Below are 20077 nucleotides of genomic sequence, written 5' to 3'. Positions count from 1 at the left end.
AACTACAAACTGAAAAACGTATTTTATTGTTTTATATCTTTGTGTATAACTAAAAATCAAAACCCTATGTTTGAACAACTTACACAATTAGTAAATCAATTTGGAAACGATGCTGTGGTAAACAATCCAGCAGTTCCAAACGAAAATAATCAAGCTGTTTTAGAAGAGGCAAACTCTTCTATTGTTGACAGTTTAAAAGGAATGGTCGCCAATGGAAACATTTCAGACTTAGCAGAACTTTTTCAAGGAAACAATGCGGCTGATGGATCAAATCCTGCTGTAAAACAAATTACTGATAAATTATCTGGAAGTTTAGGAGAAAAATTTGGATTAAGTTCAGATGCTGCGTCTGGTGTTGCTGGAAGTTTGATTCCTAATATTTTAGGTTCACTAATAGGAAAAGCTAAAGATCCTAACGATTCAAGTTTCAATGTTAATGATATTATTGGCGCAATAACTGGTGGTGATAATCAAGCAAATGGCGGAATTATGGATGCCATTTCTAAATACGGAGGTCAATTTGGACTAGACCAAAACGCTGATGGTAAAGTAGATATGAGCGACGCAGTTTCGGCAGTTTCAGGAAAATCTGGTGGATTAGGCGGATTACTTGGAAAACTGTTTGGCGGAAAATAATTTTCGAAAAATAAATTAATCTAAAACATTCTAATTCGTTAGGGTGTTTTTTTTTTGTTAAATCCAATTTAAAATTAAATCTACTATTCTGATTTTTTAGTAACTTTATAAAAAATCTTATGAAGAATCTAATCTACATAGTTTTAATTTTAATATTCATGATTAGCTGTTCTTCGGCACCAAAATCAATTGCAAATACTTCAGAAAAAACAACAAAATTATCTGATACTATAAGAATTGCAAATGAAGAATTAGAATATGAAGTTATAATTATTGACATCGGATTTAGTACATGGCTTAATAGTATGGCAAAACCAAGAGGATATTATGATGAAAATTTTTTAGAGAATAGAAACCGAATTTATGCAACCGAATGGAATTCAAGAGTATTACAACCACAACGATACAATAGTAATTTATATGAAATGCAAATAAATTATAATCCACAAATAAAATATGGATATGAAGTAAATTATTTGATATATAATTATTTTATTTATTTTCAAATAGCTAACAAACAACGACTTGCTGGATTTGTTCCAAGACCATAATTTGAGTAATTTTGCAGTACATTAATTTCAAATGAGTAATTTTAAACAACGCTGGAACATCACATCTAATTGGCAAGTAGTTGTTATATTAGTTGTTTTTGCAGTAACTGGTTCTACTTCTGCTTTACTTTCTAAACCCATTTTAGAATTTATTGGAATTACAAAAGATACTGTTTCAGGTTGGATATATTATCCGCTTTACTTTATTCTAATTTTTCCAGTTTACCAAATTTTACTAGTTTCCTTCGGATTTATTTTTGGGCAATTCAAGTTCTTTTGGGCATTCGAAAAGAAAATGCTAAGAAGTATGAAACTCGGATTTATAGCAGACTATTTTGAGAAATAAAAAAAGGAACCGTTAAGTTCCTTTAAATTTTAATTATTGTTTTGATTTTTAATTACATAAGTGTAAATCCAAGTAAGTGTAAATGTTGGAATAAAATCACTAAAAGGTAAAATTTCCTCTAAAAATCCTAAAACTCCACTGACTTTACCAATCGAACCTTTGTACAAATACGAAAGCATAAATCCAGCAATTGGCGCCCAAATAACATCACCTACTTCGCCAAAAATTGGAATTAAATAAGTTAACATACCAATTAAATCAAATGCAATACCTATAAAAAGGTTACGCTGTTTGTTAGTTGCATTTGTTAAAACATCCGATTGTAGTATCATTTTAAAAATTTATTATTTACAAATGATTATACAAATCTAATGCCAAATTATTTTTCTTGTTTCATTAAATTAAAGAAATCGTTTCTATTTTCTTTCTCATTAAAAACGCCACCATATTGAATTGTAGAAGTATAACTCGACTCATCTTTAATTCCTCGACTTGAAACACACAAATGCGTTGCTTCCATAACCACAATTACATTATCGGTCTCTAACACAGTTTTTAATTCATTGAAAATTTGCATAATCAATCGTTCTTGCACTTGTGGACGACGCGAATAATAATCTACAATTCTATTTAACTTAGATAAACCAATTACTTTTCCGCTAGACACATAACCAATATGGGCTTTTCCAACGATTGGTAAAAAATGATGTTCGCAAGTAGAATTAAAACTGATATTGGCTTCAACCAACATTTTGTCGTAATTATAACTGTTTTCAAAAACAGACATTTTAGGTTTATTAGCAGGATTTAATCCCGAAAAAATTTCTTGAATAAACATTTTAGCAACTCGGTGCGGCGTTCCGCTGAGACTGTCGTCCGTCATATCCAATCCCATTTCTTCCATAATAATATGAAAGTGTTTTTCTATCGTTTGCATTTTTTCTGCATCCGTTTTTTCAAAAGCATCAGCTCTTAAAGGTGTTTCTGCCGATGTCATTTGATGATTATCGCCAATCAATTCTTGTAATTCTTTTTCAGTTAGTGTGTTCATGGCTAATTTTATGAGATTAATATTGTTTAACAAAAATACGAAATAATTAAACAAATAGTTTGCTTTAACTTTAATTTATAATTTATTGAACGATAAAAAATTTCTATAACGACATTATTTAGCAAAATACTTTGTTACTTTGTGAAAAATTGAAGCATGATTAGAGCAACAAATATTCATAAGTTTTACGATAGTTTACAGGTCTTAAAAGGTGTTGATTTACATATAAAAAAAGGAGAAATCGTCTCTATTGTTGGTGCATCTGGAGCAGGAAAAACAACGCTTTTGCAAATACTTGGAACGTTAGACAAACCATCAAATGAAAATGGAACAACTTTAACCATCAACGGACAAGAAGTTCTTAAAATGAATGATAAATTAATTTCAAAATTTAGAAACGAACATCTTGGATTTATTTTTCAGTTTCACCAATTATTACCAGAATTTACTGCTCTAGAAAATGTTTGCATTCCAGCGTTTATATCAGGAAAAGAAAAAAAAGAAACCGAAATCGAAGCAAAACGATTAATAGAATATTTAGGATTATCTCACAGAATTGATCATAAACCCAACGAACTTTCGGGTGGAGAACAACAGCGAGTTGCAGTTGCAAGAGCTTTAATAAATAAGCCAGCGGTTATTTTTGCAGATGAGCCATCAGGAAATTTAGATACTACATCGGCAGAAAATTTGCATAAATTATTTTTCCAACTTCGAGAAGAATTCGGACAAACCTTTGTGATTGTTACACACAACGAAGAATTAGCCAATATGGCCGACCGAAAACTAGTGATGGTTGATGGATTAATTTCTAAATAATAAACGATGCTGTTAGTGTTTATATCATGGATTTATATTTTATTTATTACAATTAACCTTGGTCTTTGTACAAATAAAATTGTTGGTGTAAAAAATCATAACTTTGTTATAACCACTTTTCTTGGATTACTTTCCGCAACATTATTTGCAAGTATTTGGGCAATTTTCGGAAGAATAAATATCGAATTTCACAGCGTTCTTCTAATTTTGAATTTGACTATTTTTTTCAAATTTAAATCCGATATCAAATCGATATACTATTCGTTTTTTCATGAATTTAAAAATCTAAATGCAACATTAAAGTTCTTCTTTTTTGCAATCACAACTTTAATCATTGCACAGTGTTCGTCTATTCCGTATGTAATTGATAATGAGTCTTATTACATCCAAACCATAAAATGGCTAAACGAATACGGATTTGTAAAAGGTTTAGGAAATTTGCACATATTTTATGCACAAACTAGCGGTTGGCATATTGCTCAAAGTGCTTTTAACTTCTCATTTCTATATAAAAACTTCAACGATTTAAGCGGATTTTGTTTACTTCTAGGAAATATTTTTGCTGTTTTTAAACTCAATGAATATTTTTCGAATACAAATAAAAACTATTTAATTATAGGATTGCTTCCTTTAGCAAATGTCTTTTTCTTTCAGTTTATCAGCGCACCATCACCAGATATTCCTATTTACGTTTTAACGTTTATCATCTTTTTTTACTTTATCGAAAATTTCAAAAACACAACAATTGAAAAATTTAATTTAATTACACTTTTAGTATTATTTGCTCTATTTATCAAAGTAACATCTGTTGCATTGTTGATTCTTCCTATAATTTTATTAATCAATAATTTCAAATTATTTGCTCCTAAATTACTTCCAATTACCATCTTCGGATTGCTATTCTTATCTCTATTTATAGCTAAAAATAGTTTGTTAACCGGATATCCATTATTTCCATTCACAAGATTAGAATTGGATTACAATCACATCATTCCGAGAAATGTAATTAGCTATTTCTTTTCAGAACAAATGCGTTATAATTACTTCATTTCAGAAAGCGAATTGAACCAATTACCTTTTTCACAAATTGCAATTAAATGGCTTTTATCGTCCAAAATTAATGCAATTTTTAATGGTCTAACTATACTAATTGTGGCCGCCAGCCCAATCTTTATTTCTAAATATTTTAATAAAAAATCGGTTTGGATAGTCTATTTCGTTATTCTTTTTCAATTACTAATTCTACTATTTACATCGCCTCAATATCGCTTTTTCATTCACTTAACACTGTTTTTTAGTTTCTTCATTTTTGCTTGCTGGTTTGCCAATAAAAAACTCATTTTTGCTTCCTATTATTTATCTATCGCTTTAATTGTTTTAGTATTATTTTTCCCAATAAGTTATAAATCATTAACTCAAAACAAATTAATAAGCAAAAACAGTAGATTTTCTATTACAAATGTTCTTTATCCGCATAACAATTCAAAGTGGACTACTTCATTTGAAATTATTAAAAAAGGTAATCTAAAATTCAATTCACCAACGAACAACTACTTTTTTTGGGGTTCTGGAAATGGTGATTTACCAAGTGTAAATAAAGCACAAATTGAGTATTTCGAGAAGTATTTTCAAGTACTACCACAACAAACGACTACTGATTTAAAAGACGGATTTTACTCCAAAAAACTTTCGTCAAATGACTAAATCAGTACTCAAAGAATTCCTTGATGAGAAAGTGGAATTATACAATAATCCGAATTTCATTGAAAGTGATCCTATCCAAATTCCACATCAATTTTCACTAAAAGAAGACATTGAAATATCTGGGTTTCTTGCGGCTACAATCGCTTGGGGAAACCGCAAAATGATTATCAATAATTCCAAAAAAATGATGGATTTAATGGGAAATTCGCCTTACGATTTTGTCATGTCACATTCAGAAAACGATTTAGAAAAATTAGAAAATTTCGTTCACAGAACTTTCAATGGTGGCGATTTTTCTACATTTATAAAAGGATTACAGCACATTTACACAAACCACAACGGATTGGAAACTGTATTTTCAAAAAATATCGAAACTAATTCGATGCAAAAAAGCATTTCAGAATTCAAAAAAACATTTTTTGAAATCAGTCACCAATCGCGAACACAAAAGCACATTTCTGATCCTTTAAATAATTCAGCAGCCAAAAGAATCAATATGTTTCTTCGTTGGATGGTTCGAAACGACAATAAAGGAGTCGACTTTGGCATCTGGAAAACCATTCCAACATCCGCTTTATCCTGTCCATTAGATGTTCATTCTGGCAATGTAGCCCGAAAATTGGAACTTCTTTCAAGAAAGCAAAACGATGGAAAAGCTTTATCAGAACTCGATAAAAATCTTCGCGAGCTTGACCAAAACGATCCAGTAAAATACGATTTTGCCCTTTTCGGATTAGGTGTTTTCGAAAAATTCTGACATTGATAATTCGTAATTTTTAATTCGTAATTCGTATTTTTTTATCTATTTTTGTCCAAATCTAAACAGAACAAATAATCATGCTTATCATCGGAATTGCAGGCGGAACAGGATCAGGAAAAACAACAGTTGTTCATCAGATTATGAACGAATTACCCGAAACTGAAGTCGGAATAATATCACAAGATTCCTACTACAAACAAAATGTAGGAATGAGTTATGAAGAACGCAGCAACATCAATTTTGATCATCCACGCGCCATCGATTTCGAACTTTTAGTACAACATCTAAAAGAACTAAAAGCCGAAAAAACCATCGAGCAACCAGTTTATTCGTTCGTAACACACAACAGAACCGACGATACAATTATCACACATCCAAGAAAAGTGATGATTGTAGAAGGCATTCTAATCCTAGCAAATCCAGACCTTCGCGACATGTTTGATATCAAAGTTTTCGTTCACGCCGACTCAGACGAACGCTTAATTCGTCGTTTAAAACGTGACATTGCAGAACGTGGTAGAGATATGGAAGAAGTGCTAAACCGTTACCAAACTACACTAAAACCAATGCACCAACAGTTCATCGAACCTACAAAAGCATTCGCCGACATCATCATTCCCAACGATAAATACAACACGGTTGCCATCGACGTAGTTCGCGCCGTAATCAACCAACGTTTGACATAAATTACTATCTTTAGAAAATGAAAAAATGGTTCCAAAACCTTATTAGCAACTATCCATTTCTTAAATTTTTAGGAAGTCGATACACCTTGGTTTTACTATTTTTCATCGTTTGGATGTTATTTTTAGACAACTATTCCTATTTTGATCACCGCATTCTAGACCAACAAATCAACGAATTGGAAGAAAATAAAAGATACTATCAAGACGAAATTGCCAAAGACGAACAAAGTATAAAAAACCTCAATAATCCAGGTCAAACTGAACGATATGCTCGCGAAAAATATTACATGAAAAAAGACAGCGAAGACATATATATTATTGACATTGAAGAAGATAGAGAAAAAGATAGTTTGTTCGAAGCGAAACAGTAGGCATTGCTACCAACCCTATTCCTGCTTTCCGCGTTACACGGTAACTGCTTCAATCAGGGCTAAACAGTAATCTTTAAACTAGATATTACGGTTCTAAAGAAATTCATCTAAAAAAACAAATCATCATTTATCGATGAAAGAATTTGACCAAGTTAAAGTATATACCAATTTTGCAAAAAATCAAATTTAAATCGCTGCAAAAAGATAATTTTTGTCTAAATTTGAAGTATCAAAAAGCAATCTACTTGTGAGCACAAACAACCCACTTTTTTCCGATTTTGAAGCCGTAAGTTCCAAACATTGGAAACAACAAATTCAGTACGAATTAAAAGGCGCCGACTATAACGAAACTCTCGTTTGGGAAAGTCCAGAAGGCATCAAAGTAAAACCATTTTATCACAGCGATGAAGTGGATGAATCAACTACTAATTTTTCTATAAATACTCCTAAAGAAGCGTTCTCAATTCTGCAAAATATCTTCGTTCACGACGTTAAAAAATCCAATGAACGTGCATTAGACAGCTTAAATCGTGGCGCAGAAAGCATTCGATTTACTATTGAAAATGATACCATTTCTATAGAAAATTTAATGCAAAATCTTCCATTGGAAAAAGTGACTTATTCTTTTTATTTGCCATTTCTCTCAATCGATTTCGCTAAGAAATTAAACGAGTTTGCTACAAAAAACAATGCTAATTTCATCATTCAATTAGATCCAATTGGGCAACTTTGCAAAGACGGAAATTGGTTTGAAAACGCAGAAAAAGATTTTGAAAAACTAAATCAGATTTCCAAATTTTCTCAAAGTTCATTTCTAAACATAAATTCAGAAATTTACCAAAATGCTGGAGCCAATATTGTGCAACAATTAGCTTACACAATAGCACATGCAAATGAATATTTCAACAGAATTCCAGCTGTAAATCAACCTATAACCATAGAAATTTCAGTTGGAACCAATTACTTTTTTGAAATTGCAAAACTTCGTGCGTTGCGTTTATTATTCACAACTTTAGCATCAGAATACAATCATAATCTGGATTGTCATATCGTTGCAACTCCAACCAAACGCAACAAAACATTATACGATTACAACGTAAACATGCTTCGCACCACAACCGAATGCATGTCTGCAATTCTCGGTGGCGCAAACGCAATTGCGAATTTACCTTACGATGCATTATATCACAAAGACAATGAATTTGGCGATAGAATTTCTCGAAATCAGTTGCTAATTTTAAAACATGAAAGTTATTTTGACAAAGTAAATAATCCTGCCGATGGCGCTTATTATATTGAAAGTCTGACGAAACAATTAGCAGAAAAAGCCTTACTTCTTTTTAAAGATATTGAAGCAAACGGTGGATTTATAAAACAATTATCAGAAGGAAACATTCAGAAAAAAATCAGCGAAAGCGCTCAAAAAGAACAAGATTTATTCGACAGCGGAAAAGAAATTTTATTAGGAACCAATAAATATCCTAACAAAAATGACAAAATGAAACACGATTTAGAATTGTATCCTTTTGTAAAACAAAATCCGAGAAAAACATTAATTGTTCCAATTATTGAAAAACGTTTGGCTGAGAAATTAGAACAAGAACGTTTATCTCAAGAAGCATAACCATGAGAAAAGACATCCAACATATCACTTTGACAAATTCCAAAAGTCAAAATACAAATACCAATAGTGAGGAACAAACTTTCCACACCGCAGAAAACATCGATTTAAAAAAAATCTACTCCAAAGAAGACATTCAAGGATTGGAACATTTAGATTTTGGTGCTGGTTTTGCGCCCAATCTTCGCGGACCTTATGCAACAATGTACGTTCGTCGTCCATGGACAGTGCGACAATATGCCGGATTTTCAACTGCCGAAGAAAGTAACGCTTTCTATAGAAGAAATCTTGCTGCTGGACAAAAAGGGCTTTCGGTAGCATTCGATTTAGCCACACACAGAGGTTACGATTCCGACCATGAACGCGTTTTTGGAGACGTTGGAAAAGCTGGTGTTGCCATAGATTCTGTTGAAGATATGAAAATATTATTCGATCAAATTCCATTAGATGAAATGTCGGTTTCTATGACTATGAATGGTGCTGTTTTACCAATTATGGCATTTTATATTGTTGCTGCCGAAGAACAAGGTGTTGCGCCCGAATTACTTTCGGGAACCATTCAAAACGATATTTTGAAGGAATTCATGGTCAGAAATACCTATATCTATCCGCCAACGCCTTCGATGAAAATCATTGCTGATATTTTTGAATATACGAGCAAAAAAATGCCGAAATTCAATTCGATTTCTATTTCGGGTTACCACATGCAAGAAGCTGGAGCAACCGCCGATATTGAGTTGGCGTACACTTTAGCCGACGGTTTAGAATACATCCGCACTGGTTTAGCAACAGGAATGAAAATCGATGAGTTCGCTCCTCGTCTTTCCTTTTTCTGGGCAATTGGAATGAACCATTTTATGGAAATTGCCAAAATGCGTGCTGGAAGAATGTTGTGGGCAAAATTGCTAAAACAATTCAGTCCGAAAGACGAAAAATCATTGGCTTTGAGAACACATTGTCAAACATCGGGTTGGAGTTTAACTGAACAAGATCCTTTTAATAATGTGGCTCGAACTGCAATTGAAGCAGCAGCTGCAGCATTTGGAGGAACACAATCGTTACACACTAACGCCTTGGACGAAGCGATTGCATTACCAACCGATTTCTCTGCAAGAATTGCAAGAAATACACAAATCTTTTTACAAGAAGAAACCAAAATTTGCAAAACCGTTGATCCTTGGGCTGGAAGTTATTATCTAGAAAGTTTGACCAACGAAATTGCACAAAACGCTTGGAAACTTATAGAAGAAGTAGAAGAATTAGGCGGAATGACCAAAGCCATCGAAGCTGGAATTCCGAAATTGCGTATTGAAGAAGCTGCCGCTCGAAAACAAGCCAGAATTGACAGCAGTCAAGATATTATTGTTGGTGTTAACAAATACCGTTTAGAAAAAGAAGATCCATTACAAATTTTGGATGTCGATAACGATATGGTGCGCAAGCAACAAATTGAGCGTTTGACGCAAATAAAAAGCACTCGCGATAAGAACAAAGTTGCAGAATGTTTAGCAAAATTAACTGATTGTGCTAAAAACTCTAATGGAAATTTATTAGATTTGGCAGTAGAAGCTGCAAAAAATAGAGCCACATTAGGTGAAATCAGTGATGCTTTGGAAGCAGTTTTCGGAAGATATAAAGCACAAATTAGAAGTTTTAGCGGCGTGTACAGTAAAGAAATTAAAAACGACGAGAGTTTTGAAAAAGCAAAACAACTAGCCGATGCCTTCGCCAAAAAAGAAGGTCGTCGTCCTAGAATTATGATTGCTAAAATGGGACAAGACGGACACGATCGTGGTGCCAAAGTAGTTGCCACAGGTTATGCCGACGTAGGTTTTGACGTAGACATTGGACCGTTATTTCAAACGCCACAAGAAGCTGCGAAACAAGCCGTAGAAAATGATGTTCACATTCTTGGAGTTTCTTCTCTTGCAGCTGGACACAAAACTTTAGTGCCACAAGTTATTGAAGAACTTAAAAAATACGGACGTGAAGATATCATGGTAATTGTTGGTGGTGTAATTCCTGCTCAAGATTATCAGTTCCTTTTTGATGCTGGCGCGGTTGCTGTTTTTGGTCCTGGAACTAAAATTAGTGAAGCTGCTATTAGTATTTTGGAGGTTTTGTTGGAGGATTAATCACATAAAAAATAGCAAGTTTTAAAAATCTGTAACATTAAAATGCAGTTTAGTTTACTGAAAAGTATTTTTTAACGAGTTTTTTTTAGTTTCAAAAGTTAAAATGGTTATCCAAATAGCCCTGATTGTAGTGGAAAGCTCCCGATTTTTTTCGGGACTTGCAACGAAAAGCAGGAAAATGGATGGCAGATAAAGCCCGAGCCATTCGCTCAATAAAAAAAACAGCCTTGAAATTTCTCTCAAAGCTGCTTCTTCATTTAACCTAACTAATTAACTAATCTATTGTTATTTCTGCCAAATTTTGGTTTTCTCGAACGGTTCCTAACTGAATCGTTTGCAATGTGCGTTCGGTTTTACCATTTTTAGTAGTGTAAATTTCTACCATAACTGTGGTTGGACCGTTTTCTGTTAATGCACTTTCGCCAAAGAAATTTGTTTTTATAATATATTTTCCTTTAACCGCATTACGCAATAAATATTGTTCTGGTCCGTAACCTTGCGTAAAATCTTTAGAAAAACGCGCTCCAATTTGGGTGTCGCGATGACCATAATAACATTCTTCATTGGTTGGTTCTACAACATGCAAATCGATATCGGTGTCCATTTGATTCCAATTTAGAATTATTCGAACATCAACTGGCATTTTATTCAAATATTTTTTGTCTAATTTATCGGTATTAATTGATTTATGTTCAGCAATCATTCTATTAATATCCATCAAAATAATATCTTCTACACCCGAATATTGTCCGCTCATCTCACCAAAATAATTTACTTCTAGTGCTTTAATCATTTCATCAAAAGCTGCTTGATATTGTTTATTATCTTCTAATGTCAAACCCAAATCTCGATGCGCTTGTGGTTCTTGTGCTCTCCAAATTGCCACTTGATTTGCCGTATGTAAAGCATCATCATAAGCTTCCCATTGACGTAATAAATAGGTTAATGATTTGTATAATTGATGATTCTCAAGTCCTAAATCGGCAATATTACTTAAAATTAACAACGCCTTTTCTTTATCTCCAGCAGCATAAAAATGATTGGCAACATCAAAATAAAAACTCGGATTATTGATTTGATCTTCGCGTAATTGCAGATAAGCACCGTACTTTTTATCCATAGAAACACCATCCAAAACTTTTAAATATACGCGATCTGGACTCCAAGAATTTACTTTTACTTTATCATTGTAGGAATAATTGAATTCTAATTCTTCATCGCCAGAAACTTTAAGTCCAGCAACTTTTCCTGTTAAAGATTGAACGATATTTTTATTTGCTGATTGCGTTAGTTCTTGTGATCTAACAACTTGCATCGATGAAGTTACGGATCCTTTCTTCCTTTGAATACCTAATCCCATAACAACTACTTCTTCCAATACCACTTTATCTTCATTACGTTCACTTTTAGCCATACCGTTAGCCGTAACAACAATTTCATCCAATTGCTGACTAGATTCTTTTAATCGAATGGTATAATTAGAATTTCTGCCAATGCGAATCTCTTTTCTTTCAAATCCAATATAATCAATTAACAATGTTTCGCCTTGAGCAGCATTTATAGCAAATTTTCCATCAAAATCTGTAGCAACTCCACGATTGGTTCCTTTAATAACAACCGTTGCACCAGGTAATGGTCCCAAATTATCAGAAACTACGCCTCTAATATTTCCAACTTTTGCAACATTTGTAACAGGAAGTGGTTTTGGCATACTGTATTTAACATCATTTTTCCACCAAGCCGTAAGTTGCTCGTAATATCGTGCTACATTCTCCCAATTGCTGTATTTTTTGGCTTTTGCCGATTCTATTTGTTGTTTCATAATTCGATCAAATTCTTCTCGTAATTCAGCAGGTGGAATAATTTCGTACTGAATATAATCGTGTAAATTTTCGAGAACAATTAAGGAAGTATTTTGAGTTACAATTCCATATTTCTTTCCCATTAATTCAATTTCATCAGCATATTTTTTATACTGAATTTCTAGAAAAGCAATCTTCTTTTGAGCCCAAAGTTTTTCAATATTCACTTCTTCAGAAGCTTGTTTTGCAGCATCAATCGTGATGGTCTTTTCTAAAATTGGAGTTTCATCGTAACCAAATTGTAACGTAACTTCGTTGGTTTCTTTTAATGAAATTCCAGCCAAACTAAAGCTTCCAGAAACTGGTGTTCCAATCATTGGATACATTTCGGTCACCAAATAATTTTCTTTAATTCCTAGAAACTTCAAATTTTGATATTGCAATTTATTCAAAGCATCAGAACCATTTAATTGGTTTAAATTGATGAAATTTCCGCCTGATTTAATTGCGTTAAAATTCAGAAAAGCATAATCAGATGACGCCATCGAAGTTATGGTGTAAACTGGTCTTTTAGTCAACGAAAGTACATTTGAACTTAAAGAAGATAATCCGTCGGTGAAAAATAAATATTCATCGTGAGAAGGCAATTTGATTTTAGAAAAACGAGTTCCTCCATCATATTTTACACTCTCCAAAATAGATTTTAAAGTGCTCCAATCTCCGTTTTTAATTGAATAAGAATTCTTTTTTTCGAAATTATAACCAGCAAAATATAAAGTCACTTCAACTGAACTTAATGCTTTAAAATAATCTTCCAACAATTGTAATTCTTTCTTCAAATCACGTTTTCTACAACTTAAAGAAACATCCCAAATTAATGCAATTGAATTCGGATTTTTCTTTTTTATATTTTTGCTTTCGATAATAGTATTTGCATAAAAATAATGCTGATTATTAACCGATTGTACCACAACATTAGGAATATCAGCACGAATAGGAATTGTAATAACTAATTTATCTTTAGGCTTATACTGATTTCGCTTGATGGACGCTACATAATTCTGATTCATATTTTCTAAAGCAATCGTACCTTCTTGATTGATAACTGTTGGTAAAGAAGTTGCACCAATAATTGCAATATTCATTTCAAAAACATCTAGACTATAGGGATAAGTTGTAAGCATTTGATAGGATAAATGCGTAGCATCAAAATTGGATAGTTCTTGCTCATAACCAATAATTACAATACGTTCTTTTTTGGGCATTAGCGGATAAATACGTGTTCGAAAGTTGTTTCCTTCGACTTTTTCAAGTAAACCTGGATCAACACGACGGTGCTCGATGGCTTCAAAAACTTGTTTACCTTTATTTTTATTAACAGGAACTGCTTCGCGCATTTTACCATTAATATCAATTGCATAACGCGAAACCGAAACACCTTCTGGAAGCGGAAACATCAATTCGGCTTCCATTTGACGGTTGGTTCCATTATAAAAATGCATTTCGGTAGTTGTATAAGCAATATTGCCAACCACTTTCACTGAAACTTTTAGCTGACTCAATCGGACGAGCGAAGAATCTTTGCCCTTAACATTCAACTGTGGACTTTGGGCTTGAACAAAACTGCCAAAGAATAAAAACGAAATAAGAATTATATTTTTCATGAATTTTAATTTTAATTTATGTCAATAAACCGGTATAATATTAAAGAGCGTAATTTTTATAAAAAGGTTGGGAAGAATCACAAAAAATTATTTACTATGCACGCATAACAATTATTTTTATTATATTTGAAAAACAAATAAAATTACTATGGATTTTTCAGCAAAGATGCTTCGCGATGATGCGTTAAAAGGCAAAACAATTGTGGTTACTGGCGGCGGAAGCGGTCTTGGAAAAGCAATGACAAAATATTTTCTAGAATTGGGTGCAAATGTTGCTATTTCATCAAGAGATATAGAAAAATTGAAAACTACAGCGTCCGAATTAGAGAAAGAAACTGGCAGTAAATGTTTGCCAATTCAATGTGATGTACGTCATTATGAACAAGTTGAAGCAATGCTTGCAGAAGTTTTAAAAACTTTTGGAAAGGTCGATGTTTTACTTAACAATGCTGCTGGAAATTTTATTTCTCCAACCGAAAGATTATCTGCAAATGCATTTGATACTATAATTGACATCGTTTTAAAAGGTTCGAAAAATTGCACATTAGCCTTTGGAAAACATTGGATTGAAACCAAACAAACCAATTGCAATGTTTTAAATATTGTTACAACTTATGCCTGGACAGGTTCTGGATATGTTGTACCGAGTGCGACTGCTAAAGCTGGAGTTCTTGCAATGACAAGAAGTCTAGCAGTTGAATGGGCAAAATACGGAATTAGAATGAACGCCATCGCACCTGGACCATTTCCTACAAAAGGTGCTTGGGATAGATTGTTACCAGGCGATTTGGCAGAGAAATTTGATATGTCAAAAAAAGTTCCATTACGAAGAGTTGGTGATCATCAAGAATTGGCCAATCTAGCTGCTTACCTAGTATCTGATTTTTCAGCCTACATTAATGGTGAAGTCGTTACTATTGACGGCGGCGAATGGCTTCAAGGTGCAGGTCAATTCAATATTTTAGAGAAAATTCCGCAAGAAATGTGGGATATGCTCGAAGCAATGATAAAAAATAAAGGAAGTAAATAGTATTAAGATTGCAGATTGCATCTTGAAGATTTTTATAATTTAAAAGTCAGTTAGAAATTTTCTTTCTGACTTTTTTATTAGAAATGTACTTTTCCCTGACTATTAAGTACAGAACAACGAAAACTGAATACTGAATACTAAATTTTACAACATTGTTAACAAATAACACTTTCATAAACGATAATAAATCGTATTTTTACCACTCAAAACTTGAATAGAATAATGGGCAAAATCATTGCAATCGCCAACCAGAAAGGTGGTGTAGGAAAAACAACTACTTCGGTAAATTTAGCCGCATCACTCGGTGTTTTAGAGAAAAAAGTGTTACTAATTGATGCCGATCCGCAAGCAAATGCTAGTTCGGGTTTGGGCATTGATGTTGACAGTGTGGAAATTGGAACATACCAAATTCTAGAACACAGCAATATTCCGGAAGATGCTATTGTAACTTCATCGTCGCCAAACGTAGATATTATACCAGCTCATATTGATCTTGTCGCTATCGAAATAGAATTGGTTGACAAAGAAAATCGTGAGTATATGCTAAAACAAGCCTTGGAAAGCATTAAAGATAAATATGATTATATCCTAATCGATTGTGCGCCATCACTTGGATTATTAACACTAAATGCTTTAACCGCAGCTGATTCTGTGGTAATTCCTATTCAGTGTGAATATTTTGCATTAGAAGGTTTGGGTAAGCTATTGAATACCATTAAAAGTGTTCAAAAAATTCACAATCCAAATTTAGATATAGAAGGATTGCTTTTAACGATGTACGATTCGCGTTTACGCCTTTCTAATCAAGTAGTTGAAGAAGTTCAGAAACATTTTAACGATATGGTTTTTAAAACGATTATTCAACGAAATGTAAAACTAAGCGAAGCACCAAGTTTTGGCGAAAGCATCATTGCATTTGACGCAACTAGCAAAGGTGCCACCAATTATCTTAGCTTAGCAGAAGAAATTATTAAAAAAAACAGTAACTAGTTTATGACAAAGGCAATAAAAAAACAAGCTTTAGGAAGAGGATTGTCTGCATTGTTGAAAGATCCAGATAACGACATAAAATCGGTAGATGATAAAAATGCTGACAAAGTTGTTGGTAATATATTAGAAGTTGATATCGATGCCATCGAAATCAATCCGTTTCAACCTCGAACTAATTTCAATGAAGAATCGCTAAAAGAATTAGCATCATCAATTAAAGAACTTGGTGTTATTCAACCTATTACCGTTAGAAAATTAGACTTTAACAAATACCAATTAATTTCTGGAGAGCGTCGTTTGCGAGCTTCAAAATTAGTAGGATTAACAACCGTTCCAGCATATATTAGAATTGCTAATGATAATGAATCCTTAGTAATGGCATTGGTTGAGAACATCCAGCGTCACGATTTAGATCCGATAGAAATTGCATTATCGTACCAACGTTTAATTGATGAAATTCAGTTAACGCAAGAGCAAATGAGTGAACGCGTTGGAAAAAAACGTTCCACAATTACCAATTATTTAAGATTATTAAAGTTAGATCCGATTATTCAAACAGGAATTCGCGATGGTTTTATCTCAATGGGTCACGGTCGTGCTATGATTACTATTGAAGATCAAGACGTTCAATCGGAAATATATCAAACAATTGTAAGTCAGAATTTATCTGTTCGTGACACGGAAGCATTGGTTAAAAAACATCAAGACGGGTTAAAACCTGCACCTGCAAAAGCTAAAAAAACAAGTTCTTTTTCGGTTGCTGATGATCAAAAGAAAGCATTTACCAATTTCTTCGGAGCAAAAGTAGATGTAAAAGTCGCTGGAAATGGTAAAGGTAAAATTGCCATTCCGTTCCATTCTGAAGAAGATTTTAATCGAATTTTAAAATTAATTAACGGTTAGTGGTTAAGTCAATTTACATAGTCTTAGTTGTTTTCCTTTTAGGAAACACGACTTTATTGGCTCAAAATGATTTAAAAGTCACCGAAGTTTTAATAGCAAAAGATACTATAAAAAAATCAAAAATAAATCCGTTAGCACCTTCCAAAGCAGCTTTTTATTCGGCTATTTTACCTGGTTTAGGACAAGCTTACAATAAAAAATACTGGAAAATTCCAATAGTTTATGCAGCAATGGGAACTGGAATTTATTCTTACTCATGGAACAACAAAAAATATCATGAATACCGCGATGCGTATAAGAAAAGGCTATTAGGTCAGCCAGATAATCTAGAATATTTAGATAACAATCGTTTAATTGCAGGACAACGTTTTTATCAAAAAAATCGAGATTTATCATTATTAGTTACGGCTGGTCTTTATATATTAAATATTGTTGACGCCAATATTGATGCGCATCTTATGCAATTTAATGTCAATGATGATTTAAGCGTTAGACCCGATTTTCAGCAGAATGACCTTAACTACAAATACAATCTTGGAATAACATTCGTTTACAACTTTTAGTTTTTTTTAACGCTAACGTTTGTAACAAAATAGCACTATTCGCAACCAATACTTTATATGAAAATAGCACTTCTTGGATACGGAAAAATGGGTAAAGTAATCGAAAGAATTGCTTTAGAAAGAGGTCATGAAATTGTTTTAAGAAAATCGAGTTCAAGTACATTTGATGGATTAGAAAATGCCGATGTTGCAATAGATTTTAGTGTTCCTGATTCGGCTACCACAAATATTTCTGAATGCATTAATAGAGGAATTCCAGTAGTTTCTGGAACAACAGGTTGGCTTGAAGATTATCATAAAATGGTAGCTTTGTGTAACGAAAAAAATGCTGCATTCATTTATGGTTCTAATTTTAGTTTAGGTGTAAATTTGTTTTTTGAACTGAATGATTATTTGGCAAAAATGATGTCAAAATTCAATCAGTATTTGGTTTCGATGGAAGAAATTCATCACACACAAAAATTAGACAAACCAAGCGGAACAGCAATTTCATTGGCAAACGGAATAATTAATCATACAAAATACAATAATTGGTCTATTGAAAATCCCGCGGAGGATGAAGTTTTCATTGATGTAAAAAGAATAGATCCAGTTCCTGGAACTCACTCTATTTTTTATACCTCAGAAGTAGACACAATAGAAATAAAACACACAGCGCACAGTAGAGACGGTTTTGGTTTTGGATCCATTATTGCCGCTGAATGGTTGATTGGAAAAAAAGGCGTTTTTACTATGAAGGATGTTTTGGAATTGAAATAATAAATAGAGTTAAAGTTATAAATCTTTTAAACCTTAAACTTTTAAACCTTAAACAAATAAAACTATGTCAATTTATCAATGGTTTATCTTTTTTCTTGGAGTTCAATTAATTCATTATTTGGGAACTTGGAGATTATATGAAAAAGCTGGAAGAAAAGCTTGGGAAGCAGCAATTCCAGTATATAACTCAATTATATTAATGAAAATAATAAACCGACCTACTTGGTGGACATTATTATTATTCATGCCGGTTATCAACTTGATAATGTTTCCAATTGTTTGGGTTGAAACGCTAAGAAGTTTTGGAAGAAGATCTACCTTAGATACTATTTTAGGTGTAGTAACTTTAGGATTTTACATCTATTATATTAATTATACTCAAAATGTTCAACATATTGCAGACCGAAGCTTGAAACCTTCCAATGCAACTGCCGACACGGTTGGATCACTTTTATTTGCAGTAATTGTAGCCACATTTGTGCATACTTATTTCATCCAGCCTTTTGTAATTCCATCATCATCTTTAGAAAAATCATTATTGATTGGTGATTTTCTTTTTGTTAGTAAACAAAATTACGGAGCAAGAATACCAATGACAACCGTAGCAGCACCAATGGTTCATGACACATTACCACTTATAAAAACCAAGTCGTATTTAAGTTGGCCACAATTGCCATACTTTAGATTTCCCGGTTTTGAAAAAATTAAAAATAATGATATTGTAGTTTTTAACTGGCCTAGAGATACCTTATTCCACATGTATCTTCCAGCAGATAAAAGATACGATAAACCGATTGACAAAAAAACTAATTATGTAAAACGTTGCGTTGGAATTCCTGGTGATAGCCTAGAAATTAAAGACGGAATTGTTTTCATAAATGGTAAAGAATTGATTTTACCAGAAAGAGCAAAACCTCAGTATTCCTATAAAATAACAATGGATCCAAAATCTACAACAGATTTTGATAGAGTTTTCAAGGATTTAAACATTACTGATGGTTATGGGTTTGAAACAGCAGAAAAAGATTCATTAACCATTCGCGCAGTTACATTTGAAAACGCTGAAAAATTAAAAACTGTTTCAGGAATTACTTCTGTAAAAAGAAATATTAGAAAAGGTCGTGAAAATGGAATTTTTCCAAGTAAGCATCACGATGGTGCTGATGAAAATAAAGTTGCATGGAGTGGTGATAATTATGGACCCATATACATTCCAGAAGCTGGTAAAACAGTTGCTTTAACTAAAGAATCTCTTCCTTTTTACAAACTAATTATTAATGAATACGAAGGAAATAAATTAAAAGTTGTTGGTAATGACATTTATATAAATGACAAGATTGCAACAACTTATACTTTCAAACAAAACTACTATTGGATGATGGGAGACAACCGTCATAATTCATTAGATGCTCGTTATTTTGGTTATACTCCAGAAGATCATATCGTTGGAAAACCAATTTTTATTTGGATGAGTATCGATTCTAATGGCGAGGGAATTATGAATAAAATTCGATGGGAACGTTTATTCACCACAGTAAGTGGCGAAGGTCAACCTCAATCGTATTTTAAATGGTTTTTAGGATTACTTGCTTTGTATTTTGTGGGCGATTACTTCTGGAAAAAACGCAAAGCTGATAAAAAATAGTTTAAATGTTTGTAGTTTATGGTTGGTTGTTACAACTATAA

19 protein-coding genes are annotated in these 20077 nt (G+C 32.8%); 16 read left to right on the top strand and 3 right to left on the bottom strand.

The genetic code is table 11. From position 1 onward, the window contains the following. Window positions 1-66 precede the first annotated feature (66 nt). From LG45_RS08370 to LG45_RS08360, 3 genes are all read left to right on the top strand, one after another. The gene (locus LG45_RS08370) at window positions 67-636 is read left to right on the top strand and encodes a hypothetical protein (RefSeq protein WP_035126091.1); all 570 of its coding nucleotides are present in this window, start codon (window positions 67-69) and stop codon (window positions 634-636) included. 119 nt (window positions 637-755) lie between these two features. After that, window positions 756-1187, top strand: a complete 432-nt coding sequence (locus LG45_RS08365) for a DUF6146 family protein (RefSeq protein WP_035126090.1) — start codon at window positions 756-758, stop codon at window positions 1185-1187. Window positions 1188-1218: 31 nt separating this feature from the next. Next, window positions 1219-1533, top strand: coding sequence for a DUF6787 family protein (locus tag LG45_RS08360; RefSeq protein WP_035126088.1), 315 nt, complete (start codon window positions 1219-1221; stop codon window positions 1531-1533). Window positions 1534-1562: 29 nt separating this feature from the next. Here LG45_RS08360 and LG45_RS08355 read toward each other — a convergent pair whose 3' ends face one another. Continuing rightward, window positions 1563-1865, bottom strand: coding sequence for a hypothetical protein (locus LG45_RS08355; RefSeq protein WP_035126086.1), 303 nt, complete (start codon window positions 1863-1865; stop codon window positions 1563-1565). A gap of 47 nt (window positions 1866-1912) precedes the next feature. After that, window positions 1913-2584 (bottom strand): GTP cyclohydrolase I FolE, encoded by a 672-nt coding sequence (folE, locus tag LG45_RS08350; protein WP_035126085.1) that lies wholly within the window; start codon window positions 2582-2584, stop codon window positions 1913-1915. Between the two features lie 156 nt (window positions 2585-2740). Here folE and LG45_RS08345 point away from each other — a divergent pair, with 156 nt between their 5' ends. The 7 genes from LG45_RS08345 (at window position 2741) to scpA (ending at window position 10680) form a co-directional block, all read left to right on the top strand. After that, on the top strand, window positions 2741-3403 hold the full coding sequence (locus LG45_RS08345) for an ABC transporter ATP-binding protein (RefSeq protein ID WP_035126083.1): 663 nt from the start codon (window positions 2741-2743) through the stop codon (window positions 3401-3403). 6 nt (window positions 3404-3409) lie between these two features. Beyond that, the gene (locus tag LG45_RS08340; RefSeq protein ID WP_035126081.1) at window positions 3410-5107 is read left to right on the top strand and encodes an LIC_10190 family membrane protein; all 1698 of its coding nucleotides are present in this window, start codon (window positions 3410-3412) and stop codon (window positions 5105-5107) included. Further along, on the top strand, window positions 5100-5864 hold the full coding sequence (locus LG45_RS08335) for a TIGR02757 family protein (protein ID WP_035126079.1): 765 nt from the start codon (window positions 5100-5102) through the stop codon (window positions 5862-5864). The genes LG45_RS08340 and LG45_RS08335 overlap by 8 nt, the downstream gene beginning before the upstream one ends. Before the next feature lie 80 nt (window positions 5865-5944). Continuing rightward, complete coding sequence (gene udk, locus LG45_RS08330; RefSeq protein ID WP_035126078.1) at window positions 5945-6553, top strand: uridine kinase; 609 nt, start codon at window positions 5945-5947, stop codon at window positions 6551-6553. A 17-nt stretch (window positions 6554-6570) separates the two neighbouring features. Next, window positions 6571-6924, top strand: a complete 354-nt coding sequence (locus tag LG45_RS08325) for an FtsB family cell division protein (protein WP_035126076.1) — start codon at window positions 6571-6573, stop codon at window positions 6922-6924. A 247-nt stretch (window positions 6925-7171) separates the two neighbouring features. Further along, window positions 7172-8548 carry a methylmalonyl-CoA mutase subunit beta gene (locus LG45_RS08320; RefSeq protein ID WP_035126075.1) on the top strand — a complete coding sequence of 459 codons (1377 nt, stop codon included), beginning with the start codon at window positions 7172-7174 and terminating at the stop codon, window positions 8546-8548. Window positions 8549-8550: 2 nt separating this feature from the next. Next, on the top strand, window positions 8551-10680 hold the full coding sequence (scpA, locus tag LG45_RS08315) for a methylmalonyl-CoA mutase (RefSeq protein WP_035126073.1): 2130 nt from the start codon (window positions 8551-8553) through the stop codon (window positions 10678-10680). A gap of 274 nt (window positions 10681-10954) precedes the next feature. Here scpA and LG45_RS08310 read toward each other — a convergent pair whose 3' ends face one another. After that, window positions 10955-14146 carry a VIT domain-containing protein gene (locus tag LG45_RS08310; protein WP_035126072.1) on the bottom strand — a complete coding sequence of 1064 codons (3192 nt, stop codon included), beginning with the start codon at window positions 14144-14146 and terminating at the stop codon, window positions 10955-10957. A gap of 148 nt (window positions 14147-14294) precedes the next feature. On the opposite strand from LG45_RS08310, the gene LG45_RS08305 reads away from it, so the two are divergent. The 6 genes from LG45_RS08305 (at window position 14295) to lepB (ending at window position 20036) form a co-directional block, all read left to right on the top strand. Next, the gene (locus tag LG45_RS08305; protein ID WP_035126070.1) at window positions 14295-15176 is read left to right on the top strand and encodes an SDR family oxidoreductase; all 882 of its coding nucleotides are present in this window, start codon (window positions 14295-14297) and stop codon (window positions 15174-15176) included. A 222-nt stretch (window positions 15177-15398) separates the two neighbouring features. Continuing rightward, window positions 15399-16166 carry a ParA family protein gene (locus LG45_RS08300; protein WP_035126068.1) on the top strand — a complete coding sequence of 256 codons (768 nt, stop codon included), beginning with the start codon at window positions 15399-15401 and terminating at the stop codon, window positions 16164-16166. A gap of 3 nt (window positions 16167-16169) precedes the next feature. Next, the gene (locus LG45_RS08295; RefSeq protein ID WP_035126067.1) at window positions 16170-17069 is read left to right on the top strand and encodes a ParB/RepB/Spo0J family partition protein; all 900 of its coding nucleotides are present in this window, start codon (window positions 16170-16172) and stop codon (window positions 17067-17069) included. Further along, a complete protein-coding gene (locus LG45_RS08290) occupies window positions 17069-17632 on the top strand; it encodes a DUF5683 domain-containing protein (protein ID WP_035126065.1) in 564 nt (187 codons plus the stop codon). The genes LG45_RS08295 and LG45_RS08290 overlap by 1 nt, the downstream gene beginning before the upstream one ends. Before the next feature lie 57 nt (window positions 17633-17689). After that, window positions 17690-18391 carry a 4-hydroxy-tetrahydrodipicolinate reductase gene (gene dapB, locus LG45_RS08285; protein WP_035126063.1) on the top strand — a complete coding sequence of 234 codons (702 nt, stop codon included), beginning with the start codon at window positions 17690-17692 and terminating at the stop codon, window positions 18389-18391. 64 nt (window positions 18392-18455) lie between these two features. Further along, on the top strand, window positions 18456-20036 hold the full coding sequence (gene lepB / locus LG45_RS08280) for a signal peptidase I (RefSeq protein ID WP_035126061.1): 1581 nt from the start codon (window positions 18456-18458) through the stop codon (window positions 20034-20036). Window positions 20037-20077 lie beyond the last annotated feature (41 nt).

Source organism: Flavobacterium aquatile LMG 4008 = ATCC 11947, from assembly GCF_000757385.1.
In the GTDB taxonomy this organism is placed as follows: Bacteria; Bacteroidota; Bacteroidia; order Flavobacteriales; family Flavobacteriaceae; genus Flavobacterium; species Flavobacterium aquatile.
This window is presented reverse-complemented; position numbering and strand designations above follow the sequence as displayed.

What these genes read in the sequence shown, in the direction of transcription:
- LG45_RS08355 (WP_035126086.1), bottom strand. Translation starts at nt 1,865, where the DNA reads ATGATACTACAATCGGATGTTTTAACAAATGCAACTAACAAACAGCGT.
- LG45_RS08295 (WP_035126067.1), top strand. Translation starts at nt 16,170, where the DNA reads ATGACAAAGGCAATAAAAAAACAAGCTTTAGGAAGAGGATTGTCTGCA.
- LG45_RS08360 (WP_035126088.1), top strand. Translation starts at nt 1,219, where the DNA reads ATGAGTAATTTTAAACAACGCTGGAACATCACATCTAATTGGCAAGTA.
- LG45_RS08325 (WP_035126076.1), top strand. Translation starts at nt 6,571, where the DNA reads ATGAAAAAATGGTTCCAAAACCTTATTAGCAACTATCCATTTCTTAAA.
- LG45_RS08365 (WP_035126090.1), top strand. Translation starts at nt 756, where the DNA reads ATGAAGAATCTAATCTACATAGTTTTAATTTTAATATTCATGATTAGC.
- LG45_RS08310 (WP_035126072.1), bottom strand. Translation starts at nt 14,146, where the DNA reads ATGAAAAATATAATTCTTATTTCGTTTTTATTCTTTGGCAGTTTTGTT.
- LG45_RS08340 (WP_035126081.1), top strand. Translation starts at nt 3,410, where the DNA reads ATGCTGTTAGTGTTTATATCATGGATTTATATTTTATTTATTACAATT.
- lepB (WP_035126061.1), top strand. Translation starts at nt 18,456, where the DNA reads ATGTCAATTTATCAATGGTTTATCTTTTTTCTTGGAGTTCAATTAATT.
- LG45_RS08370 (WP_035126091.1), top strand. Translation starts at nt 67, where the DNA reads ATGTTTGAACAACTTACACAATTAGTAAATCAATTTGGAAACGATGCT.
- dapB (WP_035126063.1), top strand. Translation starts at nt 17,690, where the DNA reads ATGAAAATAGCACTTCTTGGATACGGAAAAATGGGTAAAGTAATCGAA.
- LG45_RS08345 (WP_035126083.1), top strand. Translation starts at nt 2,741, where the DNA reads ATGATTAGAGCAACAAATATTCATAAGTTTTACGATAGTTTACAGGTC.
- udk (WP_035126078.1), top strand. Translation starts at nt 5,945, where the DNA reads ATGCTTATCATCGGAATTGCAGGCGGAACAGGATCAGGAAAAACAACA.
- LG45_RS08300 (WP_035126068.1), top strand. Translation starts at nt 15,399, where the DNA reads ATGGGCAAAATCATTGCAATCGCCAACCAGAAAGGTGGTGTAGGAAAA.
- LG45_RS08335 (WP_035126079.1), top strand. Translation starts at nt 5,100, where the DNA reads ATGACTAAATCAGTACTCAAAGAATTCCTTGATGAGAAAGTGGAATTA.
- scpA (WP_035126073.1), top strand. Translation starts at nt 8,551, where the DNA reads ATGAGAAAAGACATCCAACATATCACTTTGACAAATTCCAAAAGTCAA.
- LG45_RS08305 (WP_035126070.1), top strand. Translation starts at nt 14,295, where the DNA reads ATGGATTTTTCAGCAAAGATGCTTCGCGATGATGCGTTAAAAGGCAAA.
- folE (WP_035126085.1), bottom strand. Translation starts at nt 2,584, where the DNA reads ATGAACACACTAACTGAAAAAGAATTACAAGAATTGATTGGCGATAAT.